The sequence below is a fragment of the Bradyrhizobium sp. NP1 genome (genome assembly GCF_030378205.1).
In the GTDB taxonomy this organism is placed as follows: Bacteria; Pseudomonadota; Alphaproteobacteria; order Rhizobiales; family Xanthobacteraceae; genus Bradyrhizobium.
This window is the reverse complement of sequence record NZ_CP127385.1, coordinates 6,768,647-6,791,031: the sequence shown is the minus strand read 5'-3', so window position 1 is coordinate 6,791,031 and position 22,385 is coordinate 6,768,647. Positions and strand designations below refer to the sequence as shown.

Sequence of the window (22,385 nt, the reverse complement as noted above, 5' to 3'; positions counted from 1 at the left end):
TCTTACACGAACTTCGGAAAGCGAGGGGCACCGGCAAATCCATGATTTTGGTGCCGCTTTTCGATCTGAAGTTCCTGGGACGCGTTCGCGGCGGCATGATAGGAGCTTCAGATCAGCGGCACCAACAACGAGACCTTTATGACCGAAACTGCGCTTCCCGAGCCGACACCCGAACAGGCCGCCTTGTTCGCGCGGGTGCGGCGGATGATGCTGATCGCGAGCCTGACCACGGCGGTCGCGGTCGCGGCCGTGCTGGTCGCCGTCGGCTACCGCCTTTTCCGCTCCGAGGGAAGTGCCGGCCGGGCCGCCGCCGCGACGGAGATCACCGCGACCTTGCCCAAAAATGCCCGGATCGTCTCGACGGCGGTGGCCGGCGACCGGCTGGTGGTGACGCTGGATGTCGGTGGCAGTACCGAGATCCGCACCTTTGATGCCCAGACGCTCAGGCCTGCGGGAACGCTGAAATTCGCCCGGGAGCCGTGAGGGCTCTTTACCTCTCCCCGGTGGGGAGAGGCTTGTCCTCGGGCTTGACCCGAGGATCGCGCCCAACGGGTCGCGCAAATGGGCGCCCGATGACAGGCTCCGGCGCGGGTGAGGGGGCGAACGGTTGCGTCATGGTCCGACGCGTCTTATCCCTCCCCCCGCGAAGCGGTGGGAGGCATAGGCCGCCCTTCAGGCGGCCGTTCTTCAAATGACGCCGGAGCGAAGCGAAGGTCGGGGGGGGGGGGCTCGTCATGCCGGCCTTGCGCCGGGCATCCACGTCCCATCCGCGGACTCGTCAACGCCCGGTGAGGCGGCCGCCCGCGGCTTTCCGGTTCGGGTCGGCCGGATTCTAATTAAGAGTGTCCAAGAAAACCGTGCTGTCGGTGCCATGTGGGCCCCAGCCGCCTTGCGGGAAACGCATTTCGAGGCTATTCGGTAAGCCTTACGCTCCCATCGTCTAGCGGTTAGGACGCGGCCCTCTCAAGGCTGAAACAGGGGTTCGATTCCCCTTGGGAGCGCCAAATTGCAACCATTCAGAACAAAACTGCGAACTATATCGGCTCGTGGGCGCGGTGGTACTCTTCCGCGTTCTTCAGATAACTGAGTTGCAGCCAGGTCGAGGGTTTCGCGTTCTGCCCCATAGGCGACCCTTGGCGATGTTCGTTTGTCGGTGGCGCTTATCGTAGCCGCGATTGCTCGCGAAACCCTCGCGGCGTAACGCCGGCAATTCGGCGAAAGGCGCGACTGAAGTGTGCCGGATCCGTGTAGCCGGAAGAAATCGCGATTTCGATAATCTTGGAGTCAGTGTCACGCAAAAGCTTACTCGCGTTCTCATATCGGACAGTGTCGAGTAGATCTGAATACGTAAGGCCGACGTGCGATAGCTTGCGTTGAAAGCTACGCGTGCTGACCCTCGCCATCTCCGCGACTTCAGCAACGGCTGGAATTCTTTCGTCCAGATAGGACGGCAGCATCAATTTAACCAATTCAACGATGTCATAGCCAGAAGGGCCATCCTCGTCATCGTGCGGCAAAGGGCTTACTTCGTTCGAAGGATTAGATAGACTCAGGTACGAGACCGGCACGTCGATCCAAGCCGCAGGCTGGCCCGACAGGAATCGTACATTTGGCCAGAGGGATTGCGTCGCCAAACTCGGCGTGTAGCGAGCTTCAAAGGAGATCGTCGCCGGCATCCAGTCCAGCCCTGCGAATTGCCGGACGATATATATGGCACAAATGTTCTGGATCCATTGCGCGTGCTCCAGATGCAGGAGCCCGGCTGTCCCGACGAGCCTGCTGCAAATCCGTATGTGATCGTCATCGTGTTCGATCCACATGCTCAGAATTGTATCCTCCCGCGACGCCCACCTGCAGGCGTGCCGCAGCGCAACGAGCAGTGTCGGGGAGTGAGCGATCAAGGCCCGAGTTTTCTCTCTCAGATGGGAAAAATGCATCCGCTGACTGGCCAGAAATCCGAATTCTTCAATACCCTGGCTTCTCTGGGCGGCTTCCATGAAGCGGATTGCCGGCAGTAGCGGGACGTAGAGATCGCTCTTTGCTTCGAGAGACGACGGAAGCCGAAATTTTTCCAGAAGCGAACTCGTCGGCGCACCGATCTCATCAAGAATCCCAACGAAAGGAAGAAGAAACTGGCAGCGCGTTAAAGGGATGTTAGCCATTGGAATCTCGCCACGACCATAGGTGGTGCATTTCATCAGCCAGAGTTTCGCCGGATTCGCTACTGGCGAGCATCGAGAATTTGGCCGTTCTGTTGCCGGCACATGCCGTTCTTGAAGCGCAGCGGTTCGCGTCAAAAGCAATCGCAGGTGCACAGTGGTAATAATTCACCTGCAGATAGCGCGGTCGCTAGCGATTGGCGCGAAATGGCAAGACTGGCGATCTGCCTATTCTCAAAAGGATCAGAGCAGAGCTCGGATGCCGATCAGACGGTGATTGGTTAGATCGCATTTGAGTTGTCCCGTGCCACGCCGTGCGGAATGTTCCCACGCCGCTACTCAGCACGGCTTTGAATGAAGAGGTATGTCCATGCTCCGCTCGGTTGGGATCAGTCTCGCATTTGCTTCAGTTGCACCGATATGTGGTGCATTTGCCCAGGCGCCAGGCGGCAAAATGCCGGTCACCGTTGACAATTTCGCCCGCGCTGAGACCGACCATTACCTCGTGGCGAATGCAAAGGCCGTAGGCGGGCTCGGCAAGTTTCAGCACTCCCGGGAGCCAGTATCGATCGACAAGCAGACGGTCATTCGCATGAACCGGGATACGCTCTATTCGTTTGCTGTGTTTGATCTTGCCGGCGGGCCGGTAACGCTCTCGCTGCCTGACACGGGCAAGCGCTACATGTCGATGATGGTCGTCGATCAGGATCACTACCTGCCAATCGTCGCTTACGGCACGAAGCCGGTTACGCTGACGCAGAAATCGGTTGGCACTCGATATGCCTTCGTCGCTATCAGGACGCTGGTTGATCCCAACGATCCGAAGGATCTCGGCGAGGTCCACAAGCTTCAGGACGCCATCAAGGTCAGCCAGAAGGCAACAGGCAAGCTCGACCTTCCAAACTGGGATGAAGGGAGCCTGACGGACGTCCGCAATGCGCTGCTCGGATTGGCAAAGTTCCAGACGTCGTTTCGCGGTTCTTTTGGCGCCCGTGGCCAGGTCGATCCGATCCAGCACCTGATCGGCACCGCTGCCGGATGGGGCGGCATTCCGGACAAGGACGCCATCTACGTAAGCTTCACGCCTGCGAAGAACGACGGCAAGACGGTCTACACCTTCAATATGCCGAAGACTGTGCCGGTGAAGGAGTTCTGGTCGGTCAGCGTGTACAACGCGAAGGGCTTCTTCGAGAAAAACGAATACAATGCCTATTCGATCAACGACATCACCGCGAAGAAGAATGCCGACGGGTCGGTGACCGTCCAGTTCGGCGGCTGTGACGGCAAGATCCCGAACTGTCTGCCGATCGTTGAAGGCTGGAACTACACCGTCCGGCTTTATCGGCCGGAGCAACCCCTTGCCAGCGGCAAGTGGAAACTCCCGGACGCGAAGCCCTTGATCTAAGCCCAAAAGGATTGGCTTTCGAGGAAGAGACATCGGTTTCGTCGCCTCTCGCTGTCACGCGAGCCCGCGCCGTCCGCTTCTCCTGAGTCGATATCGGCTCGGCTTTCTATTCCCTTCCTGATCATCCGTAAACGGAATCGGAGCTATCATGTTCAGAACACTGATCATCGCAGCGGTCATCGGCTTCACGTCGATGGCCCGCGCGCAGACTGATCTAAGCGCCTACGCCGACGCCAACGGGTATTTGGACGTTCAGAAACTGACGTGCGCTCAGCTCGCAGGCACATGGCAGCAAGATGCGGACTTGCTCACCACCTGGTACAGCGGCTGGTACAATGGCCTCGCTCGCAAGCACTTGATCAACATCAAGCGGGCGAAAGAGGCCGAGCACGAGGTGATCGTGTATTGCAAAGCCAATCCGAACAAAAAGATTATCGAGGCGATCGCTGTTGTCTTCAAGGACATGCGGGCTACGGCGGGAATCAAGATGAAGCCGTAAACACGAGCGTGATCTGCGCGATCGGGCGCCTGCTCTCTGCCGGGCTGACGAGGATGCGAGCGTTTGGCGGCATCCGGTTCTGCAACCTGAACAACTAGCTCGAAATTCAACGCGGTCCAGCGGCTCTCACTCACCTTTAATGGCGCCTCGGCCAGATGGTTGGGACCCGCATGCAAGGAATCCCGGCCGCTTGATGATCTCGGCGCTATTGAATGATTGAGGAATCCGTGACTGTAAACTTGGTTCGATCCGCAGGTGCGTCCATCTTGCTGCTGCTCCCGATTTGCGGACAGGCTCTCGCGCAATCAAGCGAAGCTAAGCCGAACGTCACTGACCCTCATTTCAAGATCGCACCCGGTTATCTGAAACCGGCGGAATTGCCGAACAGTTTGGTCCTGCTGGGTCCGCCCCCTGAGAGGGGTTCGGCGGCTTTGGCCAAAGACGAAGAAGCACGCAAGGCGACTATCCCGCTGCGGGGCACCGAGCGCTGGAAGCTTGCTATCACCGACGCCGATCTGGCCTTCCCACAGGCGGCAGACAACTTTTCCTGCGCGATGGGTATCAAGATCAACGAAACGCAGACCCCTCGGCTCTATGCCATGATGCAGAAGGTGTTGTCCGACTTCGGTCTTTCCACCTACGGTGTGAAGAACAAGTATAATCGCATTCGGCCCTTCGTCGTCCATGACGAAGCGACGTGCAGGACGGATCAGGAAGCGATCCTACGCGGGGACGGCTCCTACCCCTCCGGACATACTGCTGCCGGGTGGGGATGGGCGCTGGTTTTCTCGCAGATCAATCCCGAGCGCTCGAACGAGCTGTTCAGGCGTGGCCTCGCCTTCGGCCAGAGCCGGGTGATTTGCAACGCTCATTGGCAGAGCGACGTCGATGCAGGGCGCATCATGGGAGCGGCCACCGTGGCACGGTTGCAGACTGATCCGGCCTTTCTTGCTGATCTCAAGGCGGCGGAGGCGGAAGTGAGTGCGGCCAAGGCGACGCCTTCAGCTTCGATGACGGATTGTGCTGCCGAGGCCGCAGCCTTGTCCCAGCAATGAGCGGGCTGGATTAGATAACAATTTCAATAATATAACAGTTCGCAGTTTTATTCTGAGTGGCGCGCCAGTTGTCATCCCCGCATTTTCGGGGTCGCGCAGTCCTCGGGCTCCTTAAGCGTACCTCCAGCGAGCAATCCCCAACCCTGCTCGGTGGAGGAATAGAGCCGCAACGTTTCCTCATGATTGTTTCGTCAGATACAATTCGGGTCTTGCATCCATCGAGCCCGTCGGCAAAGCCAATCATCTTCAAGAGACGCGAGGCGGCGCCGCAGCTGCAAGCCCCTTCTACTTCCTCGTGGGGTTAAGTTACATCAAGAACACAATAGCCACGCATGCGGCCGCCGTAGCCAGCACCATCAAGAATATGATTGTCACTGTCGTCATCAGTGCGTCTTGTTTCGCTCAGCGCGTTCGCGCAGAGCGGCCTTAAGCAGCTCGTCCAGATCAACCTGCATGGTCTCTATTTCAGCGACGAACTCCATGTGCGCTCTGAACATCTTGGAGGCCCACATCAAGGGTATCAGGAGCAACATTGCTTCCGCTTCATCTGGGTCCAAGCGAGCCTCCATAACATGTTAAGCGAATAGTTTTGATATAGGCGGCCCGCTGCGTTGTCTCAGGCAAGCTTTCGTGAGGCCGACTTGATTAAATGAATGCGCTGTCGTCGGTGCGCAAATGGAATGACAGAGCCTGGCTCTCGTCACCTTCAGCGAAGATCACGATGTCCCCTCGCATCACCTCGCAGGGACCTCATGGCGCCATCGTCTCGGCGTAGCCCCGTCCGCACTAGCGGGCAGCTCGGCGAAGATCGGTCCTGCGGTCAACATGGCCTCGCGTCTCGAAACCCTCACCAAACAGCGGGCAAGACGGTGCTGCTCTCCCGCGAGTTCGCCGACTTGGTCGAAAGCGATTTCGATCTCGAACGCGTCGGCGAATATCCCGTGCGCGGCTTCAACGACCCAATCGAGCTGTTTGCATATCACGGCTGAATGGCCGATCTACCGCCAGGTGCCGGGCCGCCCCAAGGCGTGCGACCTCGACAAGCGGCCGCTAACGGCGAATGTCGGTTTCGGTGGTTGCTAATCCGGCTCTGGTAGATCGTAGCGCGCTCGAATGGCGATTTCCGTTCGGCCCGAGGCTATTACTCGAGCGTAAATCCGACGCGCAATGTGACTTGGTAGTGGCGAACAGATCCATTCTCGATGTGACCTCTAGTCTGCACGACTTCAAACCATTTCATCTCGCGTATGGTCTTCGACGCACGCGAAATGGCATTCTGAATGGCACCCTCGATACTGTCTTCGGAAGATCCTACGAGTTCTAAGATCTTATAAACATGGTCCTTCATTTCAGTAGTAGCGGGCATGACGAAGCTCCATTTGTGGGTTGTTTGAAAAACTTTTTGAGTGAAACGGGTCCAATTGCTGTAGGTTCCATATGCTCTTTTGCGGACCTTTCTTCGCGTTCGCTACTGGAATTCTTCGGGCCACAGTCCTTGATACGAATCTCTCCGCCCGTGCATTTTGCCCGTCGGCAAATCACTCGAAGATGCGAGCCAATCGGCGCGTTGTTTATCTGGAGGGATCCTCGTCGCTCTCGTTAAGCCGCCGCAACAAGTCTGCCATTCCAGTCTCCACGTCTTCGTGGGATTCTGTTTTTTCTTCCTCCGCTGTCATCGACGTCCGAAGCCGCAAGATGAGCGCGCCGCAGATAACGGTGAGGCCGACGGCGATGAGAGCAAGACCGAGAACACGCATGGCGAGTCTCGCCAAAGCGGCATTCTAGCTCAATCCGGAGCTAGCCGCACCGGACCTGGAGTGCACCGCAATGCTGATCGCGTCCGCGCACGCGAGCGGCCCGTAGCCGCCGCAGGCTCCGAAAGGGATTCGTCGGCTTCCGAAAACATGCGCGCCAACGGCACCAGCGGCTCTCAAATGTGGTCGATGACTGCCGGGGCCAAGGAATTATTTGGCGATTGGAAATCCACTTAACGTCGCAGGTCGAGGAACTAACGCGGCGGCGAGAGATTGAGCTCGCACCTGTACTCTGGAGACAACTATGAAACGCTCACTTCTGTTCATTTGCATTGGATTATTGGCGGCTACCACGGCTTCGGCACAAAATCCGCCGGCGCAGTCGGGGCCGAACAACAGCGCGGTCAATAGCCCCGGTAAAAACAACTCCAACGCTCCCGTCGCTGGTCGCAACAGTTTCACCGAAGGACAAGCCAAGTCGAAGATCGAGGATGCGGGCTACACCAACGTCACCGAATTGAAGAAGGACGACAATGGTGTCTGGCGCGGCGAAGCCAGCAAGGGCGGGTCCGCCACTGCGGTAAGCGTCGATTTTCAAGGCAACGTTAATACCGCCAAGTAAGGAAAGTTTAGCATGACCGTTACAATTTCTCGTCTTTACGACAATCACAATGACGCTCAGCAGGCTGTTCGACGCCTCGAATCTGCGGGCGTGCCGCACTCGGACATCAGCATAGTCGCCAATAATTCAGACAGCTGGTTCAACACCGACAAGAAGGTGGATCGCGACCGCGATGGCGTCGACGATCGCGCCGAGGGTGCTGGCAAAGGCGCCGGCATTGGCGCGGGCGTAGGTGGCACTGCCGGCCTTCTTGCCGGGCTCGGCTTGTTGGCGATCCCCGGCCTCGGTCCCGTTGTGGCAGCCGGTTGGCTGGTCGCGACCGCGGTTGGCGCTGCCGCAGGAGCAGCTACCGGCGGGATCGTCGGAGCGCTCACGGAGGCTGGCGTTTCGGCAGAGGATGCTCACTCCTATGCCGAGGGCGTCCGTCGTGGCGGCACGCTGGTGTCGGCACGAGTGGCTGACACGGATCGATCCCGCCTCGATTCAATGTTGAACCAGTCTGCCATCAATCTGCGTGACCGGAGTGCGGCCTGGCAAAAGGCTGGCTGGAAATCGTTCGACCCCGCCAGCAAACCCTACGGCGCGGAGGAGGTTCGCAAGGAGCGGCAGCGATACGGTGGCGCCCTTCGCTAAGGAAACGGCCCGCTTCGGCGGGCCGCTTCTTTTCCCCGGTCGAGAATAAAACCCACTTGCGAGTGGGACCCCCCGCTTGAAAGGTTCTCCGCGACATCCATATACCATCCGTACAGATGGTATATGGATGGTGAAAGTGATGGCGAATAATGTTCGGGAACTTCGACCCAAGCTACCTGAAAGCGAAAAAATCACGATCAATCTTGGGTATGTCGACCTTGGCCACGTCGATCTCATGGTTCAGGAAGGGTTCTACTCGAACCGTACCGATTTCATCCGGACCGCGATCCGGAACCAGCTCGACCGTCATGCCGACGTCGTAAAGCAGTCAACGGCGCGCAAAAGTCTGGACCTCGGACTGCGAAACTACAGCCGCGAGGATCTCGAAGCGGCGCAGCGCGCCGGCGAGATGCTGCACATCAATGTTCTGGGCCTTGCCAGCATCTCGCAAGATGTCACGCCCGAGCTTGCTCGCGCCACCATTGCCTCAGTCTCCGTGTTGGGCGCATTGCACGCCAGTCCGGCGGTCAAGGCCGTCCTCGCCGACAGGACACGGTGAAGGCGATGCTGAACCAGGACATCATTCGGGAGGCAACACGCCTCACGCGCGCGGGCCAACTCGTTGAGGCTACCGCGCTCCTTCAGTGCATGCTTCGCGGGAATAGTGCGCCAGACGCGCCATCGCGTACCGGCGGTCGCATCGCTCTTACACGACGCGAACCTCTCGTCATTGATGCGAAGGCCAACGCTATTGAGGAGATGGATAGTCATCCGCAATCAAAGCCAGCCACCTCCGCACAACCGCGGATGCTCGGGGCGTTACTGGATCGCAAGAAGGGGCGCTCCAGGATCGGACTGCGAGGTGAGATCAAGCGCGCCCCGCTGTCCACACCGAACGTCGTGCCGGAGGGCACCCGGTTCATCGAAGGCACGTACAGCAGTCCCGCGGGAAGCCGTACCTACAGGCTCTTCATCCCGAGCCGCTATCAGGAGGGACCGCTTCCTTTGGTCGTCATGCTTCACGGCTGTACCCAGTCGCCGGACGATTTCGCCGCCGGCACGAGGATGAACTTTATCGCAGAGGAGCATAATTGCTTCGTGGTCTATCCTGCTCAGCCCAGCCAGGCCAACCCGGCGAAATGCTGGAACTGGTTTCGCACAGCCGACCAGCAGCGAGGCAGTGGTGAACCCTCGCTTATCGCGGGCATCACTCGCCAAATCATGGATCACTATTCAGTTGATCGAAAGCGCGTCTACATTGGCGGGTTGTCGGCCGGCGCGGCCGCCGCGGCTATCATGGGAGCAACATACAACGATCTGTACGCGGCAATCGGTGTACATTCTGGCCTCGCGTGCGGAGTTGCCACAGACCTTCCCTCCGCGCTTGTCGCGATGCGACAAGGCGGGTCCGATCACAAGGTAATTTCAGGCGACCGGTCCCCTGTCCCCACCATTGTGTTTCACGGCGATCGCGACACGACCGTGCATCCAAACAACGGCGGTCAGATTCTCGAGCAGTCTGTGAGAACGATGAGCACACAAAAGAAGGTGCATCGCGGGCAGGTCCCCGGAGGGCACGCCTATACTCGCACGATCCTGAGCGACGCGAGCGGACGCGGAATGTTGGAGCACTGGAGTATCCACGGAGCCGGACACGCATGGTCGGGAGGCAGCCCAGCGGGCTCCTACACTGATCCGCGAGGACCGAACGCAACAAGGGAAATGCTTCGCTTTTTCCTCGAGCACTCGCTCCCGGAGGAGTGAGGTCGCCTCGGTCGGCAGCCGATCTCGTGATGCCGCCTGTTGGCCAACTCGGACATCACGGAAACAGTTTCTCGGTCAATTCGGCGAAACTGCTAACCCGTGATGTCCCCGAAGGCACATCGATTGGTGCGACAGTAGCCCTGTCGAACCAGTAAACGTGCCGAAATCCGGCGGACCATGCCTCCTTCACGTCTGCCTCGAGTTGGACAAAGCGTTCTGCGAACCGCACGGCATCGGCTGCTTGCATCGCCAGAAGCCGCCGAGCCTAGTGGTTGCAGGAGAAGCAGCCGTGGGCGGCCTGCCGATGCGATGAAGCGACGAAACAACACAAGGGCCCACCGCTTTGGCGTTCCACCTTGCGACCTCGTCGCCTCTCTCAATTTGCTGGATACGCCACGGTCTGAAGAGAAATTGCAGTCTTGTCAAGGTGCGTCCTCCGACGATAGGTCGAGCTCCCTTCGCACTTGATCACGTCATCCAATACGCCATGACACGGAGCACTGCGCATGACAACTGCGTGCGGCATAGATTTCGGCACCTCGAATTCGTCCATCGGAGTCTGCGACGCGGGTCGGCCTCGCCTGTTGCCTATTCAGCGTGGCGAGACGTCGGTGCCAACTGCGCTGTTCTTCAGCTTCGAAGACAATTCCACGACCTTCGGCCACGAAGCCCTTGATCGCTATTTCGTGCGTGAGCACGGCCGCTATCTGCGCGCGATCAAGAGCGTGCTCGGCACCAAGCTCTTTGAGGAGACAACGCAGACCAAGCTGAGGCGTTACGCGTTCGGCGAGATCATCGCTGCGTTTCTTCGGTTCTTGCGCATTGCGGCTGCCCAAAGCCTCGGTGAACCGCCGACGAGCGTGGTGCTCGGGCGTCCGGCGTTCTTTGTCGACGACGATCCCAAGGCCGATGCGGCGGCGGAACGTCAGCTCGAAGCGGCTGCTCGAGGCGCCGGTTTCGAGCAGATCGCATTCCAGTTCGAGCCGATTGCGGCCGCCCTCGATTATGAGCAGAGCGTCAATACCGAGGAGATCGCGCTTGTGGCTGACATCGGCGGCGGGACCTCGGATTTTTCGATTGTGCGGGTTTCTCCAGAGCGCGCTCGATCGAGCGATCGGCGCCGGGACATTCTCGGATTTACCGGCGTTCACATCGGCGGCACGGATTTCGACAGACAGTTGGGGCTGGCGCGTGTGATGCCGTCACTGGGCCTGCGCAGTCCGCTTCGCCGCAAGGGACTGGAGGCGCCATCGTGGTATTTTTTCGACCTCGCGACCTGGCACAGGATCAACTTTCTCTACGATTCGAAAGTGCTCACTGAGGTTCGCGCGGTTTTGCGAGATGCGGCAGAGCCCGAGAAAATCGAACGGCTTCTGCGCGTGCTCGAACACCGCAAGGGTCACGAATTGCTGGCGGGCATCGAGGCTGCCAAGATCGATTTGTCGCGCACCGATCTCGCCCTGCTCAAGCTCGACGATGGCGTGGCCGATATCTCCCTGAAGATCACCCGCGCAGAACTCGAGGCCGCAATGTCCGACAGCCTGCAGCGGATACGATCTCGCATCAATGATTTGCTGCGCATGGCCGGCTTGACATCGGACTCGGTATCGGCGGTGTTTCTCACCGGCGGCGCCACCAGGATGCCTTCGGTGCGGAAGTCCATCGCGGCTGCGGTGCCCACCGCGCGCCTCATTGAAGGTGATGCGCTCGGGAGCGTTGCGACCGGCCTTGCGCTCGATGCCGCCAGGCGATTTGCGTCGACGTGTCGGATTTGACATGGGAAATTGAGAGTCGAACTTTTGGATGTCTCTGAGCCAGCTCTGCCCGACGGGCAAAACACCCGCCCCCTCACAAAGCCCCTGTCCATCCCCTCGGCAAAAAATATTCGCCTTGATGCGTCGGGCAAATCAGTGGCTTCAATTCCCGCGTCTCGCGCCCGATAAGAGGGGCGTATCGCGATCGTCACGGACGTTGGGCGCGGGATGCGATGGACGCGGGTGATGCTGCCAGACGAGCGGCGTCAACGCGGACGGCGAAGTCGTGTGGTCCCGATCCCCCGACGCTGGGATCAAGTTTGCGAAACGACAATTCGCAAATGACGGTGGCAAGAAAGCCCGGTCACCGGGGAGAGCACGAAGGAAACCGTTAAAACCAATCGCGCGGGGAATGCCGGATTGTTTCGGCTGACCTGTGGTGACTAACTCGTGTGCTTTTTTCATTTGCACGCGAGGCTGCGGGTGCGGCCAGGCACCCGGCATTCCCTGCGCCCTCTCAACGAGAGGGTTTTGCGCAAAGCCCGGGCGCTTCCTGCGTCGCGGCAATGCGTCGGCTCGCCGACCGGTTCTTTGACATGTACATCGCGTACCATTCACGCGGGCCCGCTCAGTCGCGGCCGGCGACCAAAGGCTTGCTCTCATGCTGATGTCATTCAGTCCGTGAGAGCCGGCCAGCACAGAGGCGGACATCTCGATAGGTCGGCGCGGGACCAAAGTCAGACCATCGGCTCATCACGCCGGCCGAGCGGGTATCGTAAACTGAAAGAGCGCACCTTGCGGTGTGTGCCCGGTCGCCCAGAGCTGTCCTCCGTGGGCTTCAATGATCGAGCGGCAGATCGACAGGCCCATGCCAATGCCGTCAGGCTTGGTCGTGTAGAAAGGTTCAAACAGGCGCGGCAGGTTCTCCGGATGCAGCCCTGGGCCGGTGTCCAGCACCCCAACGCGCACGCCGTGCTCGGCGGCCTCGGTGCTGATCAGCAAGTCGCGCGGACCCTCGGCAACACCGCTCATTGCCTGAATGCCGTTGACGATCAGGTTCAGCATCACTTGCTGCAGTTGCACCCGATCACCTTCGACGAGCGGCAAGTCCCACGCGAGATCGGTCTGCACCGAGACGCCGTTCTTCACGGCTTCACCGCGGGTCAGCCCAAGCACCTCGCCGATCGCCTCGTTGATATCAACGGCTTCCTTCCTGGAGGGCGCCTTTTTGATCAGGTTGCGGATTCGGTCAATGATGTCGCCCGCGCGCTTTCCTTCCGTCGCGATACGCAGCAGTGCGTCGCTGACTTCGGCCAGGTTCGCCGGTTGCATGTTGAGCCAGCGCTGGGCGGCCTGCGCCCCGGTGACGGCCACGGCAATCGGCTGTTTCACTTCGTGGGTAATTGAAGCCGCGAGCTGGCCCAGGGTGGCAACGCGGTTCGCATGCGCCAGCTCCGCCTGCAGCTGGCCCTGTTGCCGCTCGCGACGGACAATCTCCAGGGCAATGGTCGCCTGCGCAGCGAAGTCCGTGACCAGTTCGATCTCTTTCTCGGTAAAGGGCTCGACGCGCAGCCGCCCCAAGGTAAGCGATCCGATCAGCTCGTGCTTTCTGAGCATGGGCACGAAGAGCAGCGTCCGAAGGCCGCCCCGCTCAATGACTGCACGAGCCTCTCCCGCATAATGCAGCTCAAGTGCGACGTCGTGGACGTGGAGCGGCGACTTGCTTGCGAGGAGGCGATCATAAAAGTTGCCATGAAAGGTGCCGGGTTTCACCAGCGTCGGCGGTAAAACCTTCTCCGACACGGCGGGGCTCAATGCACGCGCGACGAGACGAAAGCCCGCTTCCTCGACGAGACGGAAGACACCCGTATCCGCGCGCGAGAGCCTTCTCGCGCTGTCGAGGATCGTGTCGAATATGGGTTGCAGGTCGTGTGGCGAACTGGCGATGGCGCGCAGCACCGCGGAGATGGCCGCCCGTTGCCGAAGAACCTCGGCCAGCTCGTCTTGCAAATCCGAAGCAGCGTGAGCGGCCGCGGGCATCTCGCCGGTTTCGAGCTGGTTCATCGCCGCTCCTTCCCGATCCGCCTTTCGCGGGGATGGTATCGTTCCGGCCGCCGTTCGGATAGCTCCCGTGGCCCGAAAAATGTGTCGCAGGTTCCGTTCCGGGCGGCGTTTTCAAGCAGCCAGATCAGTCCAGGGCGCTTTTCGACGACCTGGGGTTCACCGACCGCCCTTCAGGTCGCTTGTGACGGCTTCGCTCACCTTGGCACGCGACGCTGCAGGTGCGGCCATCGCGCGCCACTCATGCGGTCTCTCGGTCGCGGCAGGCGACCGAAGGCATGAGCACGTTTCGGATCGGGTTCCCCGGAACGAACCGCAGTGAGGCCCGTTTGACCCTTTCAAAACGGGAGGAATTCAACAATGCGCTATTCGTTGATCGTTGCTTTATCCGTCGCGGCTTCGATGACGGCCGGTGGCGTCGCACAGGCGCAGCACGCCGGCACCCAGACAGAACAGTCGGCATGCTCGCGCGATGCTTCGCGATTCTGTCGCAAGGACCTCGGCAATGACAGTGCCGTCCAGCAATGCCTTCAGACGAAACGAGCCAGCTTGAGCGCAGCCTGCAAGAAGGTTTTCGCAAGTCACGGAATGTAGCGCGCCGGTTGCGTGTCCAGTGTCGGCCACTTCAATGGGCACGAGCGTCCGTCGTGCTTGCCGTTGATCCGGTGCAGACGGCGATGTCGGCCCGGCAAAACGCCCCACGCATCAGTTCCGGACGACGGAACAGTCGCCGCAACGAAACAGCGCGGCAGTAGCGGCTCGACCTGCGGCGAGCCAATAAAGGTTGCACATTTGCCACTCAGCCGAACGAATGCCTGTCGGAGCGTGCAAGCGGCATTGAAATCGCCCGCCAACTTCGCGATTGTCGAACGGACGGGGGCTGGGGGATCGTTGCGGCCCTCCGTTGCGGCCCCGGCCACCAGCGCGGCGGGGCCGCCTTTCTTTTGATCGATCTCGCTGGATCGGCGGCGCCCGCAAAAATTGCACCGGCGCCCACGGGCAAGATCCGGGCGCAACGGGCTGGCGATATCGATCGGACCGTTCTTGCAACAAGCACAACTAATGTTCGGGCGGATTTGCGTCCAGCGCCAGCGTCGCCAATTCGACCTCGAGGTGACTGATCAGCAACTGCGCGGAAGCCGACAATCCCCGTTGGCGATGGAAGGCAACCGTCAGGCTGCGTCGAAGGTCGGGTTTTGAGAGCTTGAGAATTTGCACATCGCGTTCCCTCGACAACGCGAGCGCCGCCGACATCGGAAGAATCGAGGCCCAGCCGGGCTGATGAATCATGCTGAACACGGTCGCCAGAGAATCGACCTCCATCGCAACGGAGATTCCAACTCCGGCAGCCTCGAATCCGGTATCGATCAGCGGTCGCGTCATGTTTCGTTCGGATGGGACGATGAGTCGCAAGCCCGCCAGATCAATCCCCGATATCGACGTCGCATCGGGAAAGGTGCGGGCCTTGACCACAACGACAAATTCCTCCGTTCCAAGAATCTGCGAATTCAGGCGCACGGTATTGTCGATCGGCGTCACGACAGCGAAGTCGAGTTCGCCATCCATCAAGGAGGCCATCAAATTGGCGCTGTAGCCTTCCCGGACACGCAGCTGCACATGCGGGCTCTGTTCGTGAAATTTGATAAGGACGCGTCCAAGCATATTTGCCGCGATCGACGGCGGCACACCAATCGAAACTGTTCCGACGGCGTCGCCGGACGACGCTTCGAGAATTTTGTGCAGCGCGCCGGCCTTTTCCAGCGCGTCACGGCAAAGCGGATAAAGCCGTCTTGCGATGGCATTCGGATAAACGCCGCGCGGCGTTCTCTCGAAAAGATTCACGTTATAAAACGATTCCAGTCGACGAATTTGCATGCTCACGGCGGGTTGGACCACGTTGAGTCGATTGGCCGCCTTGGTGATGCTCTGTTCCTCGTACAATGCAACGAAGTACTGAATTTGCCTGAAATCCACGATTGCCCATGCCGATCTGCCGGTGCGTCATCCTGACGGCCGTCTGCTCGAAGAAGCTTGTCACTGTAAGTTTATGTTGGCAATCAAAGATCGCTCTCACGGGCGCGGCGCCGCTTGTTTCATATGGAATGCGTATCAAGCCGTATGAACTCGCGCATAAAAACATTTTATTTGTTTCATTGTCGCAATGCTGGGCATTTGCCTGCGCTGAGGATCGCAGCTGACCGTTCCATTTCTTGGGTGTTGATTTGCAAGAGCAGGCAATTTCCAAAGAGGCATCTTTGGACATCTTTACGAGTGTCATTCTCCGGCGAAGGTTCGAAGCGATCGTCAGAGAGATGATTACGGCGTTGTTCAAGTCCGGGCGGTCCGGCGTTTTGAATACCGCGATGGACTTCTCTTGCGGGCTCACCGACAGCAAATTTCAATCGATCAGCGTCGCCCTTGGATTGCCTGTCCATGTCGGCGCGATTGATCTCATCCCGCGTGCGGTGGTCGACAAATTCGGCGACGATATTCGACCAGGCGATTGCTTCGTCAACAACAGCGGCTATTTGGGAAATACGCATTGTGCGGACTTCACCGTCTGCGCACCCGTTTTTTATGAAGGCGAGCTCATATTCTATACGATCGCGCGCGCTCATTTCGGCGATATGGGGTTTCCGACACCCACCACTTACAGCCCGCGGGCGCGAGATGTTTACGAGGAAGGCCTGATGCTTCCTTGTGTCCGCATTCAGCAGGACTACGCCGATGTTTCGGAGGTCATCGATATCTGCAAGGCTAATATCCGCGTCCCTGAACAGTTTTATGGCGACTACCTCGCCGTCCTGGCGGCGGTGCGGACCGGTGAGACAAAGATAAAAAACCTGTGCGCCAAATACGGCGCGCAGACGGTCAAGACTTTTGTCGATGACTTTCAGAATTATGCCGAGGAACTGGCAATCGACGCCATTCGTAAATTGCCGGCGGGAGTCGTTCGCAAGGAAGCTTTCTATGATTCCGAGATCGATGGATTGCCTGGCGGCATTCCAATACGCGCGATCGTCACAGTCGACCCGGATGACGCGGTCGTCACGGTCGACCTGACGGAGAACATTGACAACATTCCGTCAGGCATAAATCTGACGGAGAGTACGACACTGGCCGCGTGCCGGATGGGTGTGCTCAATGTTTTAGGGGCTGACGTTCCGCGCTGCACGGGTTCGTTTCGACGCATTCGTGTCCTGATGCGCGAAGGGGCGGTGATCGGCAAGCCGCGCTTTCCTGCCGCGACGTCCGCCGCGACCACCAACCTATGCCATGCGCTGACGCCGCATATCCAGTCCATGTTCGCCGATCTGCGGCCGGATCTGGGAACGGCTTATGGGACGATCGGGCTGCCCGGATCCTGTCCCGTCGTCAGCGGTAATGATTGGCGCCAGGGAAACCAGCCGTTCGTCAATCAGATATTGATGGGGTATTGGGGCGGTCCGGCGATGCACGGCCACGACGGCTGGCTCACTTACGGCAGCGGAACATCGCAAGGTATCCTCTGGCAGTCGAGCGTCGAAATCGTCGAGCAGCAGCAGCCCATCATCGTCGAGCGGCTCGAGGTCAGCCAGGATTCCGGCGGCGCAGGACGATGGGACGGAGCTCCGGGTGCCGTTTCCGTGTTCAGGCCGCGGCAGGCGCCGATTCGTTTCACCGTCAATTCCGCAAGCCGAACGTTTCCTCCGCTGGGAGCGGCCGGCGGGTCGCCCGGCGGCGCCATGAAAGTTGCGGTATTGGACCAAAACGGAAGTCGTGCCGAGCTTCCGATCTCCATCGATATTACGGTCCAGCCAGGCGAGCGCCTTTTGTCCGAAGGCTGCGGCGGAGGCGGCTTCGGTGATCCGCTTGAGCGTGATCCCGCGCGTGTCCTGCAAAGCGTCCTCAAGGAATGGATTTCCCCCGACCGCGCCAGGGCGGTGTACGGCGTCGTCCTGTTTCATGACGAACAAGTGTGGCGGGTCGATGCGCCGGAAACCGTGAAATTGCGCGATGAAAAACGATCCAAAAGGGTAGCCGTATGAGTTACCAGATATCCGCCGACGTCGGCGGCACGTTCACAGATGTCGTCGTGCAGGACGAGGCAGGGCGGGTGCAAACGTTCAAGGCGCCAAGCACGCCCGCCAATATTGTTGACGGAATTCTCGGCGGCATTTCGCTCGCTGCAAGAACACTCGGCCTCGGGCGCTCCGAGCTTCTCTCGCGCTGTCAGAAATTTGCCTGCGGCACCACGGTCGCAACGAACGCGATTCTGGAAAGAGCCTATGCGCGGACCGCGCTGCTCTGCACCGAGGGCTTCCGGGACACGCTTCTCATCCGCGAGGGCGGCAAACAGGACACCTACAATATCGCCATCGATTATCCCGAAGCCTATATTCCGCGGCATCTGACCTATGGAGTTCGAGAGCGGATCAACAGCGAAGGCGGTATCGAGACGCCGCTTGACGAAACACAGCTCGCCGTGGTGCTTGACAAAGTCGCGCAGCAGGATGTCGAAGCAATCGCGGTCAGTCTATTGTGGTCGATCGCCAACCCGGAGCACGAGGTCCGGATAGGCGAATTGATCCAGAAAAAATGCCCGGGCATTCCTTACAGCCTGAGCCATCGCACCAGTCCCACCATCCGGGAATATCGCCGCACATCGGCGACCGCGATCGATGCCTCGCTCAAGCCGCTTATCCGCAGGAATGTGAATGAACTGCAGCAGCAGCTTCATGGCGCGGGTTTCAAGGGCATCTTCAGTCTGGTCACTTCGAATGGCGGGCAGACATCCGCAGCCGAAATCGTCAACCGGCCGATCCAGCTCTGCCTTTCAGGACCTTCGGCTGCCCCCGAAGCGGCGCGCCAGCTGCTGCGCCAGGAAGGCAAGGGCGGCAATGCCATTGTCGTGGATATGGGTGGAACGAGTTTCGATATCAGCATCATCGACAACTGGCACATCCCGATGCATCGCGATGGCGTCATCGACAGTCATATGTTCGGCGTGCCGTCCGTCGAGGTGAAGACAATCGGCGCCGGCGGCGGAAGCATCGCGCGCGTGGATGCGGGGGGCTTTATCCACGTGGGTCCGGAAAGCGCGGGCGCGACACCGGGGCCCGCATGCTATGGCCGCGGCGGCGTGCGGCCGACGGTGACGGATGCAAATCTCGTGCGCGGCTTCCTTGATCCGGATCGCTTTGCGGGTGGCACGGTCGTTCTGCACAAGGAGCGCGCCGAACAGGCGATCCGCGAACATGTCGCCGAGCCGCTTGGCATTCTCGTTCCAGAGGCGGCAAGTCTGATCGGCTTGGCGGTCGAGCAGAATATGGTGGCCGCGATCGAGGATTTTACGATCCGGCAGGGCATCGATCCCCGTGAATATGTGATGGTGGTGGGCGGCGCGGCTGCCGGTTTGCACGCCGTCGCCATCGCGCGCGAACTCGGTATCAAGAATGTCTTGGTGCCGCAGGTCGCGGGCGTGCTCAGCGCCTTCGGCATTATGGTGAGCGACATCAAATCGAGCTTTGCGCGCAGCCTTCTGACGTCGAACATCGCGTTCGATTTCGCGGGTGTAGCGGACGTTCTGACGCAGATCGAGAGTGAGGGGCAAGCTTATCTTGATCGCATGAATGTGGCGGCCGACCGTCGCGAATTGCAGTTCTCGGTCGAAACGCGATATCGGGGACAGGTGTGGCAGCTTACCTTGCCGCTGCAGGGTAACCGCATCCCGAATGCCGCGAGTCTGGCTGACACCGTCGAGGCGTTTCATAAGCTTCACGAAAAGCGGTTCTTTGTCCGCAGTCAGAACGACCCGGTGGAATTTGTCGAATGGTCGGTCGATGCAATTGGCCGGCTGCCGAAGCGCGCAATCGAACGCAAGAACGATGTGATCCCGCAGCCTCAAAACGAGACGATCAAGCTGCGCAAGGCCTATGCCCCGGAATTGGGCGGCGAGGTGGATTTTCGGGTGTACGGCGTCGACCATCTTCTGCCCGGAGTCCAAGTCGAGGGGCCGGCCATTCTCGATCAGGCGCTGACATCGATCGTTCTTTACCCCGGCAATAAAGCGACCGTCACCGAAAGCGGCGCTGTTTCGATCGTGTTGCCGCCATGAACACGTTGATCGTGTACGCCCACCGCGAGCCGCGAAGCTTCAATGCGATGATGAAGGACGTCGCGGTGAACTACCTTTCCGATCATGGACATGACGTTGTCGTGTCCGATCTTCACAAGATGGAATTCGATCCGGTCGCGGGGCGACATGATTTTCTGGCTGCCGCTGATCCGGATTATTTCGATTATCAGGCAGAGCAACGGAACGCATTCAAGACGTCCTCCATGGCGCCGGATCTGCGCGCGGAGCACGAGAAGCTGCTCTGGTGCGAGTTGCTGATCCTGCAATTTCCGCTTTGGTGGTACGGCGTCCCGGCGATCCTAAAAGGCTGGATCGATCGCGTGATGTCGGTCGGCTTCGCCTATGACCGCGGCATGAAATTCAACAACGGCGGCTTGCGCGGTCGAACAGGTATGGTCTCGACGTCCACGGCCGCTGAGCAAAGCCGCTACTCTCCGGCCGAGCCACTCGCTTATGCCAGCATGGAGGATACCTTGCGTCCCTTGCATCGCGGGCTGTTTCGCTATGTCGGTATCACGCCGGCGGAGCCGTTTATCGGATGGGCGGTCAATCAAATGTCCGAAGTCGAGCGGCAATCCTGCGCCAGCGCTTACCGTGCGCATCTGCGGCGGGTCATGCAGGCGAGCAGGCAGAAAGCGGCGCAAGAAATGGTGAAGCCCTGATGCCGGTACTTGTCCGCGAAATCCTGAACGGTCGCGGGCGTTCACCGCCGCTGCCGTTACGTGACCTCGAAGACGCCGTAACAGGGGCCTTCGGGCGGTCGATATCCCTTTCCCACCGCGAAGATGCCGTTCATCCAGCCATAGCGCTGCGACGCGGTCTCGAAAGTCGCGACGCTGCGGAAATAATAGGTGGACGGATCGACCGGTTCACCACGATTGACGAGCGCCATGATCTCGGGCGGTCCGTGCCGCAACCCCTGATAGGTCATGGCGATGCGCTGATCGTCGTCGGTCTGCAAAACGATGCGCACGTCGAGATGCCACGCGTCGTCGGAGCGGATCGTGATCCAGTCCGATCCACCGGGCAGGACGATGCCGCGCAACCGGTCACCCGCGAAAGTTCCACCTTCGACCGGGACGATGCGCCGCGTACCGGTCGGCGCCGCGCCGATCGGTTGCGGCAGGCCAGCCTTGAGCGAAAGGTGAAAGAGATGCCGGGTCGTGAGATTATTCATCGCGATCTGTCTCCCTCATTCAAATTCTGTCGAACCATCTCTCGTGGCGGCTCTCGCATATTCCGTTAGTCATCGCCGTGCAACGGCCGTCTTGCGACAAGGCCGGGCACGCGCGCAAGAGCATAAAAAATCAGAACACAAATGGGGGGATTTGAAGTGATCCAGATCATCAGAAAGCTCTTTCTCGGAATGCTTGCTTCGCTTGCGGTTCTGAGCGGAGGATTTCAAGCAAGAGCAGCCGATCTCGTGATCGGCGCGATCGCACCGATGTCCGGTGGAGGAACGGAGTGGGGCATCGCGTTGAAGCAAGGCGTCGAACTTGCGATAGCGGAGGTGAATGAGGCGGGTGGTCTCAAGGTCGGAAGTGAAACGCATACGCCAAAGCTTGTCCTGTACGACGATCAATACACCGCCCAGGGCGGGACGACGGCCGCCACGCGCTTGATCAACGTCGACAAAGCGAAATTCATCATCGGCCCAATCGGTTCGGCCTCTGTGCTCGGCGCTCTCGGCGTGACGTCGCCCGACAAGGCTCTCGTTGTCTCCAATGGATTTTCCGACAAGATCCTCACGCCGGAAAGCAAGTTCAATTTCCGCGTCAACATCACGACCGTGGAAATTGCGCCCGCGATTGTCAAATGGCTGAGAGAGCGGGTGCCGGATGCCAAGCGTGTCGGCATCATCAGCCCCAATGACGCGACCGGCCAGTTTGCGATCAAGGTGCTGACGGATGCCTATCCGAAACAGGGGTTCGAGGTCGTCTTCAAGGAGACGTATGAGCGTGGCGTCAACGATTTCATCGCTCTGATCACGCGAATGATGAAGGCCGGCGTTGATGTGTTCGAGCTTGATTCCAATGCGCTGGCTGAAGCAGGCCTGATGGTCAAACAAGCCCGTCAGCTCGGATTCAAGGGGACGATCATTCAGACGGGCGGCCCCAGCATCGAGGAAGTCATCAGGATCGCGGGGCCGTTGTCGGAGGGCTTCCTGTCGTTCGAGAATTTTGACCCCAATGCCGCGAGCATGCAGGATTTCGTGAAAAAGTATCGCGCGCGCTTCTCCACGCCGATCACGACCTACGCGCCCCTGTTCTACAACGCCGCGCAGTTGCTGTTTGAGGCGATGAGGCGCGCCGGCAGCCTCGACAAGTCGGCGGTGAGCGATCAGCTTGAGAAGCTTGGCGGATACGACACGATGTATGGCCCGGTTCGCTGGGCCGGCAAGGAAGCCTACGGCATCGACCATCAGCTGCTGACGGCTTTTTATGTGGTGGAGATAAAGGGTGGAAAGCCCGACTACGTCGCACGCTTGCAGCCGTAGTTCTCCCCGATCCGCGGCGCGCCGGAAAAATCAAGGCGCGCTGTGGACCTTGTGCAAACCCGCC

Annotated in this window: 21 protein-coding genes, 1 tRNA gene and 1 pseudogene; 16 read left to right on the top strand and 7 right to left on the bottom strand. The window is 59.6% G+C overall.

The annotated features are described in order from the left end of the window. Positions 1 to 138: 138 nt before the first annotated feature. Positions 139 to 483, top strand: coding sequence for a hypothetical protein (locus QOU61_RS32820; protein WP_289655320.1), 345 nt, complete (start codon positions 139 to 141; stop codon positions 481 to 483). A gap of 446 nt (positions 484 to 929) precedes the next feature. Then, positions 930 to 1,004: transfer RNA gene (locus QOU61_RS32815), tRNA-Glu, on the top strand. Between the two features lie 156 nt (positions 1,005 to 1,160). On the opposite strand, the gene QOU61_RS32810 is transcribed toward QOU61_RS32815, so the two are convergent. Next, positions 1,161 to 2,198 carry an AraC family transcriptional regulator gene (locus QOU61_RS32810; protein ID WP_289655319.1) on the bottom strand — a complete coding sequence of 346 codons (1,038 nt, stop codon included), beginning with the start codon at positions 2,196 to 2,198 and terminating at the stop codon, positions 1,161 to 1,163. 331 nt (positions 2,199 to 2,529) lie between these two features. Between QOU61_RS32810 and QOU61_RS32805 the strand changes: the two genes are divergently transcribed. The 3 genes from QOU61_RS32805 (at position 2,530) to QOU61_RS32795 (ending at position 5,118) form a co-directional block, all read left to right on the top strand. Beyond that, positions 2,530 to 3,564: a DUF1254 domain-containing protein gene (locus QOU61_RS32805; RefSeq protein ID WP_289655318.1), complete on the top strand. Its 1,035-nt coding sequence runs from the start codon at positions 2,530 to 2,532 to the stop codon at positions 3,562 to 3,564. 148 nt (positions 3,565 to 3,712) lie between these two features. Next, complete coding sequence (locus QOU61_RS32800; protein WP_289655317.1) at positions 3,713 to 4,063, top strand: HdeA/HdeB family chaperone; 351 nt, start codon at positions 3,713 to 3,715, stop codon at positions 4,061 to 4,063. A 266-nt stretch (positions 4,064 to 4,329) separates the two neighbouring features. After that, on the top strand, positions 4,330 to 5,118 hold the full coding sequence (locus QOU61_RS32795) for an acid phosphatase (RefSeq protein ID WP_289655316.1): 789 nt from the start codon (positions 4,330 to 4,332) through the stop codon (positions 5,116 to 5,118). 383 nt (positions 5,119 to 5,501) lie between these two features. Here the strand turns inward: QOU61_RS32795 and QOU61_RS32790 are convergent, their stop codons facing one another. Beyond that, on the bottom strand, positions 5,502 to 5,675 hold the full coding sequence (locus tag QOU61_RS32790; RefSeq protein WP_289655315.1) for a hypothetical protein: 174 nt from the start codon (positions 5,673 to 5,675) through the stop codon (positions 5,502 to 5,504). A 250-nt stretch (positions 5,676 to 5,925) separates the two neighbouring features. Between QOU61_RS32790 and QOU61_RS32785 the strand changes: the two are divergent. Then, a pseudogene (locus QOU61_RS32785) lies at positions 5,926 to 6,107 on the top strand (adenylate/guanylate cyclase domain-containing protein); the annotation flags it as partial. A 152-nt stretch (positions 6,108 to 6,259) separates the two neighbouring features. Here the strand turns inward: QOU61_RS32785 and QOU61_RS32780 are convergent. Together QOU61_RS32780 and QOU61_RS32775 are read right to left on the bottom strand one after the other, a co-directional pair. Beyond that, positions 6,260 to 6,466 (bottom strand): dodecin, encoded by a 207-nt coding sequence (locus QOU61_RS32780; RefSeq protein WP_289662002.1) that lies wholly within the window; start codon positions 6,464 to 6,466, stop codon positions 6,260 to 6,262. 223 nt (positions 6,467 to 6,689) lie between these two features. Next, positions 6,690 to 6,875 (bottom strand): hypothetical protein, encoded by a 186-nt coding sequence (locus QOU61_RS32775; protein WP_289655314.1) that lies wholly within the window; start codon positions 6,873 to 6,875, stop codon positions 6,690 to 6,692. A 301-nt stretch (positions 6,876 to 7,176) separates the two neighbouring features. Between QOU61_RS32775 and QOU61_RS32770 the strand changes: the two genes are divergently transcribed. The 5 genes from QOU61_RS32770 (at position 7,177) to QOU61_RS32750 (ending at position 11,666) form a co-directional block, all read left to right on the top strand. Continuing rightward, positions 7,177 to 7,494 carry a hypothetical protein gene (locus QOU61_RS32770; RefSeq protein WP_289655313.1) on the top strand — a complete coding sequence of 106 codons (318 nt, stop codon included), beginning with the start codon at positions 7,177 to 7,179 and terminating at the stop codon, positions 7,492 to 7,494. Positions 7,495 to 7,506: 12 nt separating this feature from the next. Next, positions 7,507 to 8,127, top strand: coding sequence for a general stress protein (locus QOU61_RS32765; RefSeq protein WP_289655312.1), 621 nt, complete (start codon positions 7,507 to 7,509; stop codon positions 8,125 to 8,127). 139 nt (positions 8,128 to 8,266) lie between these two features. After that, a complete protein-coding gene (locus QOU61_RS32760; RefSeq protein WP_289661999.1) occupies positions 8,267 to 8,686 on the top strand; it encodes a ribbon-helix-helix domain-containing protein in 420 nt (139 codons plus the stop codon). 5 nt (positions 8,687 to 8,691) lie between these two features. Further along, positions 8,692 to 9,891, top strand: coding sequence for an extracellular catalytic domain type 1 short-chain-length polyhydroxyalkanoate depolymerase (locus QOU61_RS32755; RefSeq protein WP_289655311.1), 1,200 nt, complete (start codon positions 8,692 to 8,694; stop codon positions 9,889 to 9,891). A gap of 506 nt (positions 9,892 to 10,397) precedes the next feature. Further along, positions 10,398 to 11,666 (top strand): Hsp70 family protein, encoded by a 1,269-nt coding sequence (locus QOU61_RS32750; protein ID WP_289655310.1) that lies wholly within the window; start codon positions 10,398 to 10,400, stop codon positions 11,664 to 11,666. A 732-nt stretch (positions 11,667 to 12,398) separates the two neighbouring features. Here QOU61_RS32750 and QOU61_RS37305 read toward each other — a convergent pair. After that, positions 12,399 to 13,709 carry a GAF domain-containing sensor histidine kinase gene (locus QOU61_RS37305; RefSeq protein WP_354142489.1) on the bottom strand — a complete coding sequence of 437 codons (1,311 nt, stop codon included), beginning with the start codon at positions 13,707 to 13,709 and terminating at the stop codon, positions 12,399 to 12,401. A gap of 399 nt (positions 13,710 to 14,108) precedes the next feature. Here QOU61_RS37305 and QOU61_RS32735 point away from each other — a divergent pair, with 399 nt between their 5' ends. Then, on the top strand, positions 14,109 to 14,300 hold the full coding sequence (locus QOU61_RS32735; RefSeq protein WP_289661997.1) for a hypothetical protein: 192 nt from the start codon (positions 14,109 to 14,111) through the stop codon (positions 14,298 to 14,300). Positions 14,301 to 14,765: 465 nt separating this feature from the next. Here QOU61_RS32735 and QOU61_RS32730 read toward each other — a convergent pair whose 3' ends face one another. Beyond that, the gene (locus QOU61_RS32730) at positions 14,766 to 15,680 is read right to left on the bottom strand and encodes a LysR family transcriptional regulator (protein WP_289655309.1); all 915 of its coding nucleotides are present in this window, start codon (positions 15,678 to 15,680) and stop codon (positions 14,766 to 14,768) included. A gap of 281 nt (positions 15,681 to 15,961) precedes the next feature. On the opposite strand from QOU61_RS32730, the gene QOU61_RS32725 reads away from it, so the two are divergent. From QOU61_RS32725 to QOU61_RS32715, 3 genes are read left to right on the top strand one after another with little or no spacing between them, the layout of a single operon-like run. After that, a complete protein-coding gene (locus QOU61_RS32725) occupies positions 15,962 to 17,734 on the top strand; it encodes a hydantoinase B/oxoprolinase family protein (RefSeq protein ID WP_289655308.1) in 1,773 nt (590 codons plus the stop codon). Further along, positions 17,731 to 19,803 (top strand): hydantoinase/oxoprolinase family protein, encoded by a 2,073-nt coding sequence (locus tag QOU61_RS32720; protein WP_289655307.1) that lies wholly within the window; start codon positions 17,731 to 17,733, stop codon positions 19,801 to 19,803. The genes QOU61_RS32725 and QOU61_RS32720 overlap by 4 nt, the downstream gene beginning before the upstream one ends. Next, positions 19,800 to 20,486, top strand: a complete 687-nt coding sequence (locus QOU61_RS32715) for an NAD(P)H-dependent oxidoreductase (protein ID WP_289655306.1) — start codon at positions 19,800 to 19,802, stop codon at positions 20,484 to 20,486. The genes QOU61_RS32720 and QOU61_RS32715 overlap by 4 nt, the downstream gene beginning before the upstream one ends. A 56-nt stretch (positions 20,487 to 20,542) precedes the next feature. On the opposite strand, the gene QOU61_RS32710 is transcribed toward QOU61_RS32715, so the two are convergent. Then, complete coding sequence (locus tag QOU61_RS32710; RefSeq protein ID WP_289655305.1) at positions 20,543 to 21,001, bottom strand: DUF3237 domain-containing protein; 459 nt, start codon at positions 20,999 to 21,001, stop codon at positions 20,543 to 20,545. A gap of 156 nt (positions 21,002 to 21,157) precedes the next feature. Here QOU61_RS32710 and QOU61_RS32705 point away from each other — a divergent pair, with 156 nt between their 5' ends. After that, positions 21,158 to 22,321 carry an ABC transporter substrate-binding protein gene (locus QOU61_RS32705; protein WP_289655304.1) on the top strand — a complete coding sequence of 388 codons (1,164 nt, stop codon included), beginning with the start codon at positions 21,158 to 21,160 and terminating at the stop codon, positions 22,319 to 22,321. The last annotated feature ends 64 nt before the right edge of the window (positions 22,322 to 22,385 follow it).

What these genes read in the sequence shown, in the direction of transcription:
- QOU61_RS32775 (WP_289655314.1), bottom strand. Translation starts at nt 6,875, where the DNA reads ATGCGTGTTCTCGGTCTTGCTCTCATCGCCGTCGGCCTCACCGTTATC.
- QOU61_RS32765 (WP_289655312.1), top strand. Translation starts at nt 7,507, where the DNA reads ATGACCGTTACAATTTCTCGTCTTTACGACAATCACAATGACGCTCAG.
- QOU61_RS32770 (WP_289655313.1), top strand. Translation starts at nt 7,177, where the DNA reads ATGAAACGCTCACTTCTGTTCATTTGCATTGGATTATTGGCGGCTACC.
- QOU61_RS37305 (WP_354142489.1), bottom strand. Translation starts at nt 13,709, where the DNA reads ATGAACCAGCTCGAAACCGGCGAGATGCCCGCGGCCGCTCACGCTGCT.
- QOU61_RS32780 (WP_289662002.1), bottom strand. Translation starts at nt 6,466, where the DNA reads ATGAAGGACCATGTTTATAAGATCTTAGAACTCGTAGGATCTTCCGAA.
- QOU61_RS32750 (WP_289655310.1), top strand. Translation starts at nt 10,398, where the DNA reads ATGACAACTGCGTGCGGCATAGATTTCGGCACCTCGAATTCGTCCATC.
- QOU61_RS32710 (WP_289655305.1), bottom strand. Translation starts at nt 21,001, where the DNA reads ATGAATAATCTCACGACCCGGCATCTCTTTCACCTTTCGCTCAAGGCT.
- QOU61_RS32820 (WP_289655320.1), top strand. Translation starts at nt 139, where the DNA reads ATGACCGAAACTGCGCTTCCCGAGCCGACACCCGAACAGGCCGCCTTG.
- QOU61_RS32755 (WP_289655311.1), top strand. Translation starts at nt 8,692, where the DNA reads ATGCTGAACCAGGACATCATTCGGGAGGCAACACGCCTCACGCGCGCG.
- QOU61_RS32760 (WP_289661999.1), top strand. Translation starts at nt 8,267, where the DNA reads ATGGCGAATAATGTTCGGGAACTTCGACCCAAGCTACCTGAAAGCGAA.
- QOU61_RS32735 (WP_289661997.1), top strand. Translation starts at nt 14,109, where the DNA reads ATGACGGCCGGTGGCGTCGCACAGGCGCAGCACGCCGGCACCCAGACA.
- QOU61_RS32720 (WP_289655307.1), top strand. Translation starts at nt 17,731, where the DNA reads ATGAGTTACCAGATATCCGCCGACGTCGGCGGCACGTTCACAGATGTC.
- QOU61_RS32800 (WP_289655317.1), top strand. Translation starts at nt 3,713, where the DNA reads ATGTTCAGAACACTGATCATCGCAGCGGTCATCGGCTTCACGTCGATG.
- QOU61_RS32805 (WP_289655318.1), top strand. Translation starts at nt 2,530, where the DNA reads ATGCTCCGCTCGGTTGGGATCAGTCTCGCATTTGCTTCAGTTGCACCG.
- QOU61_RS32715 (WP_289655306.1), top strand. Translation starts at nt 19,800, where the DNA reads ATGAACACGTTGATCGTGTACGCCCACCGCGAGCCGCGAAGCTTCAAT.
- QOU61_RS32810 (WP_289655319.1), bottom strand. Translation starts at nt 2,198, where the DNA reads ATGAAATGCACCACCTATGGTCGTGGCGAGATTCCAATGGCTAACATC.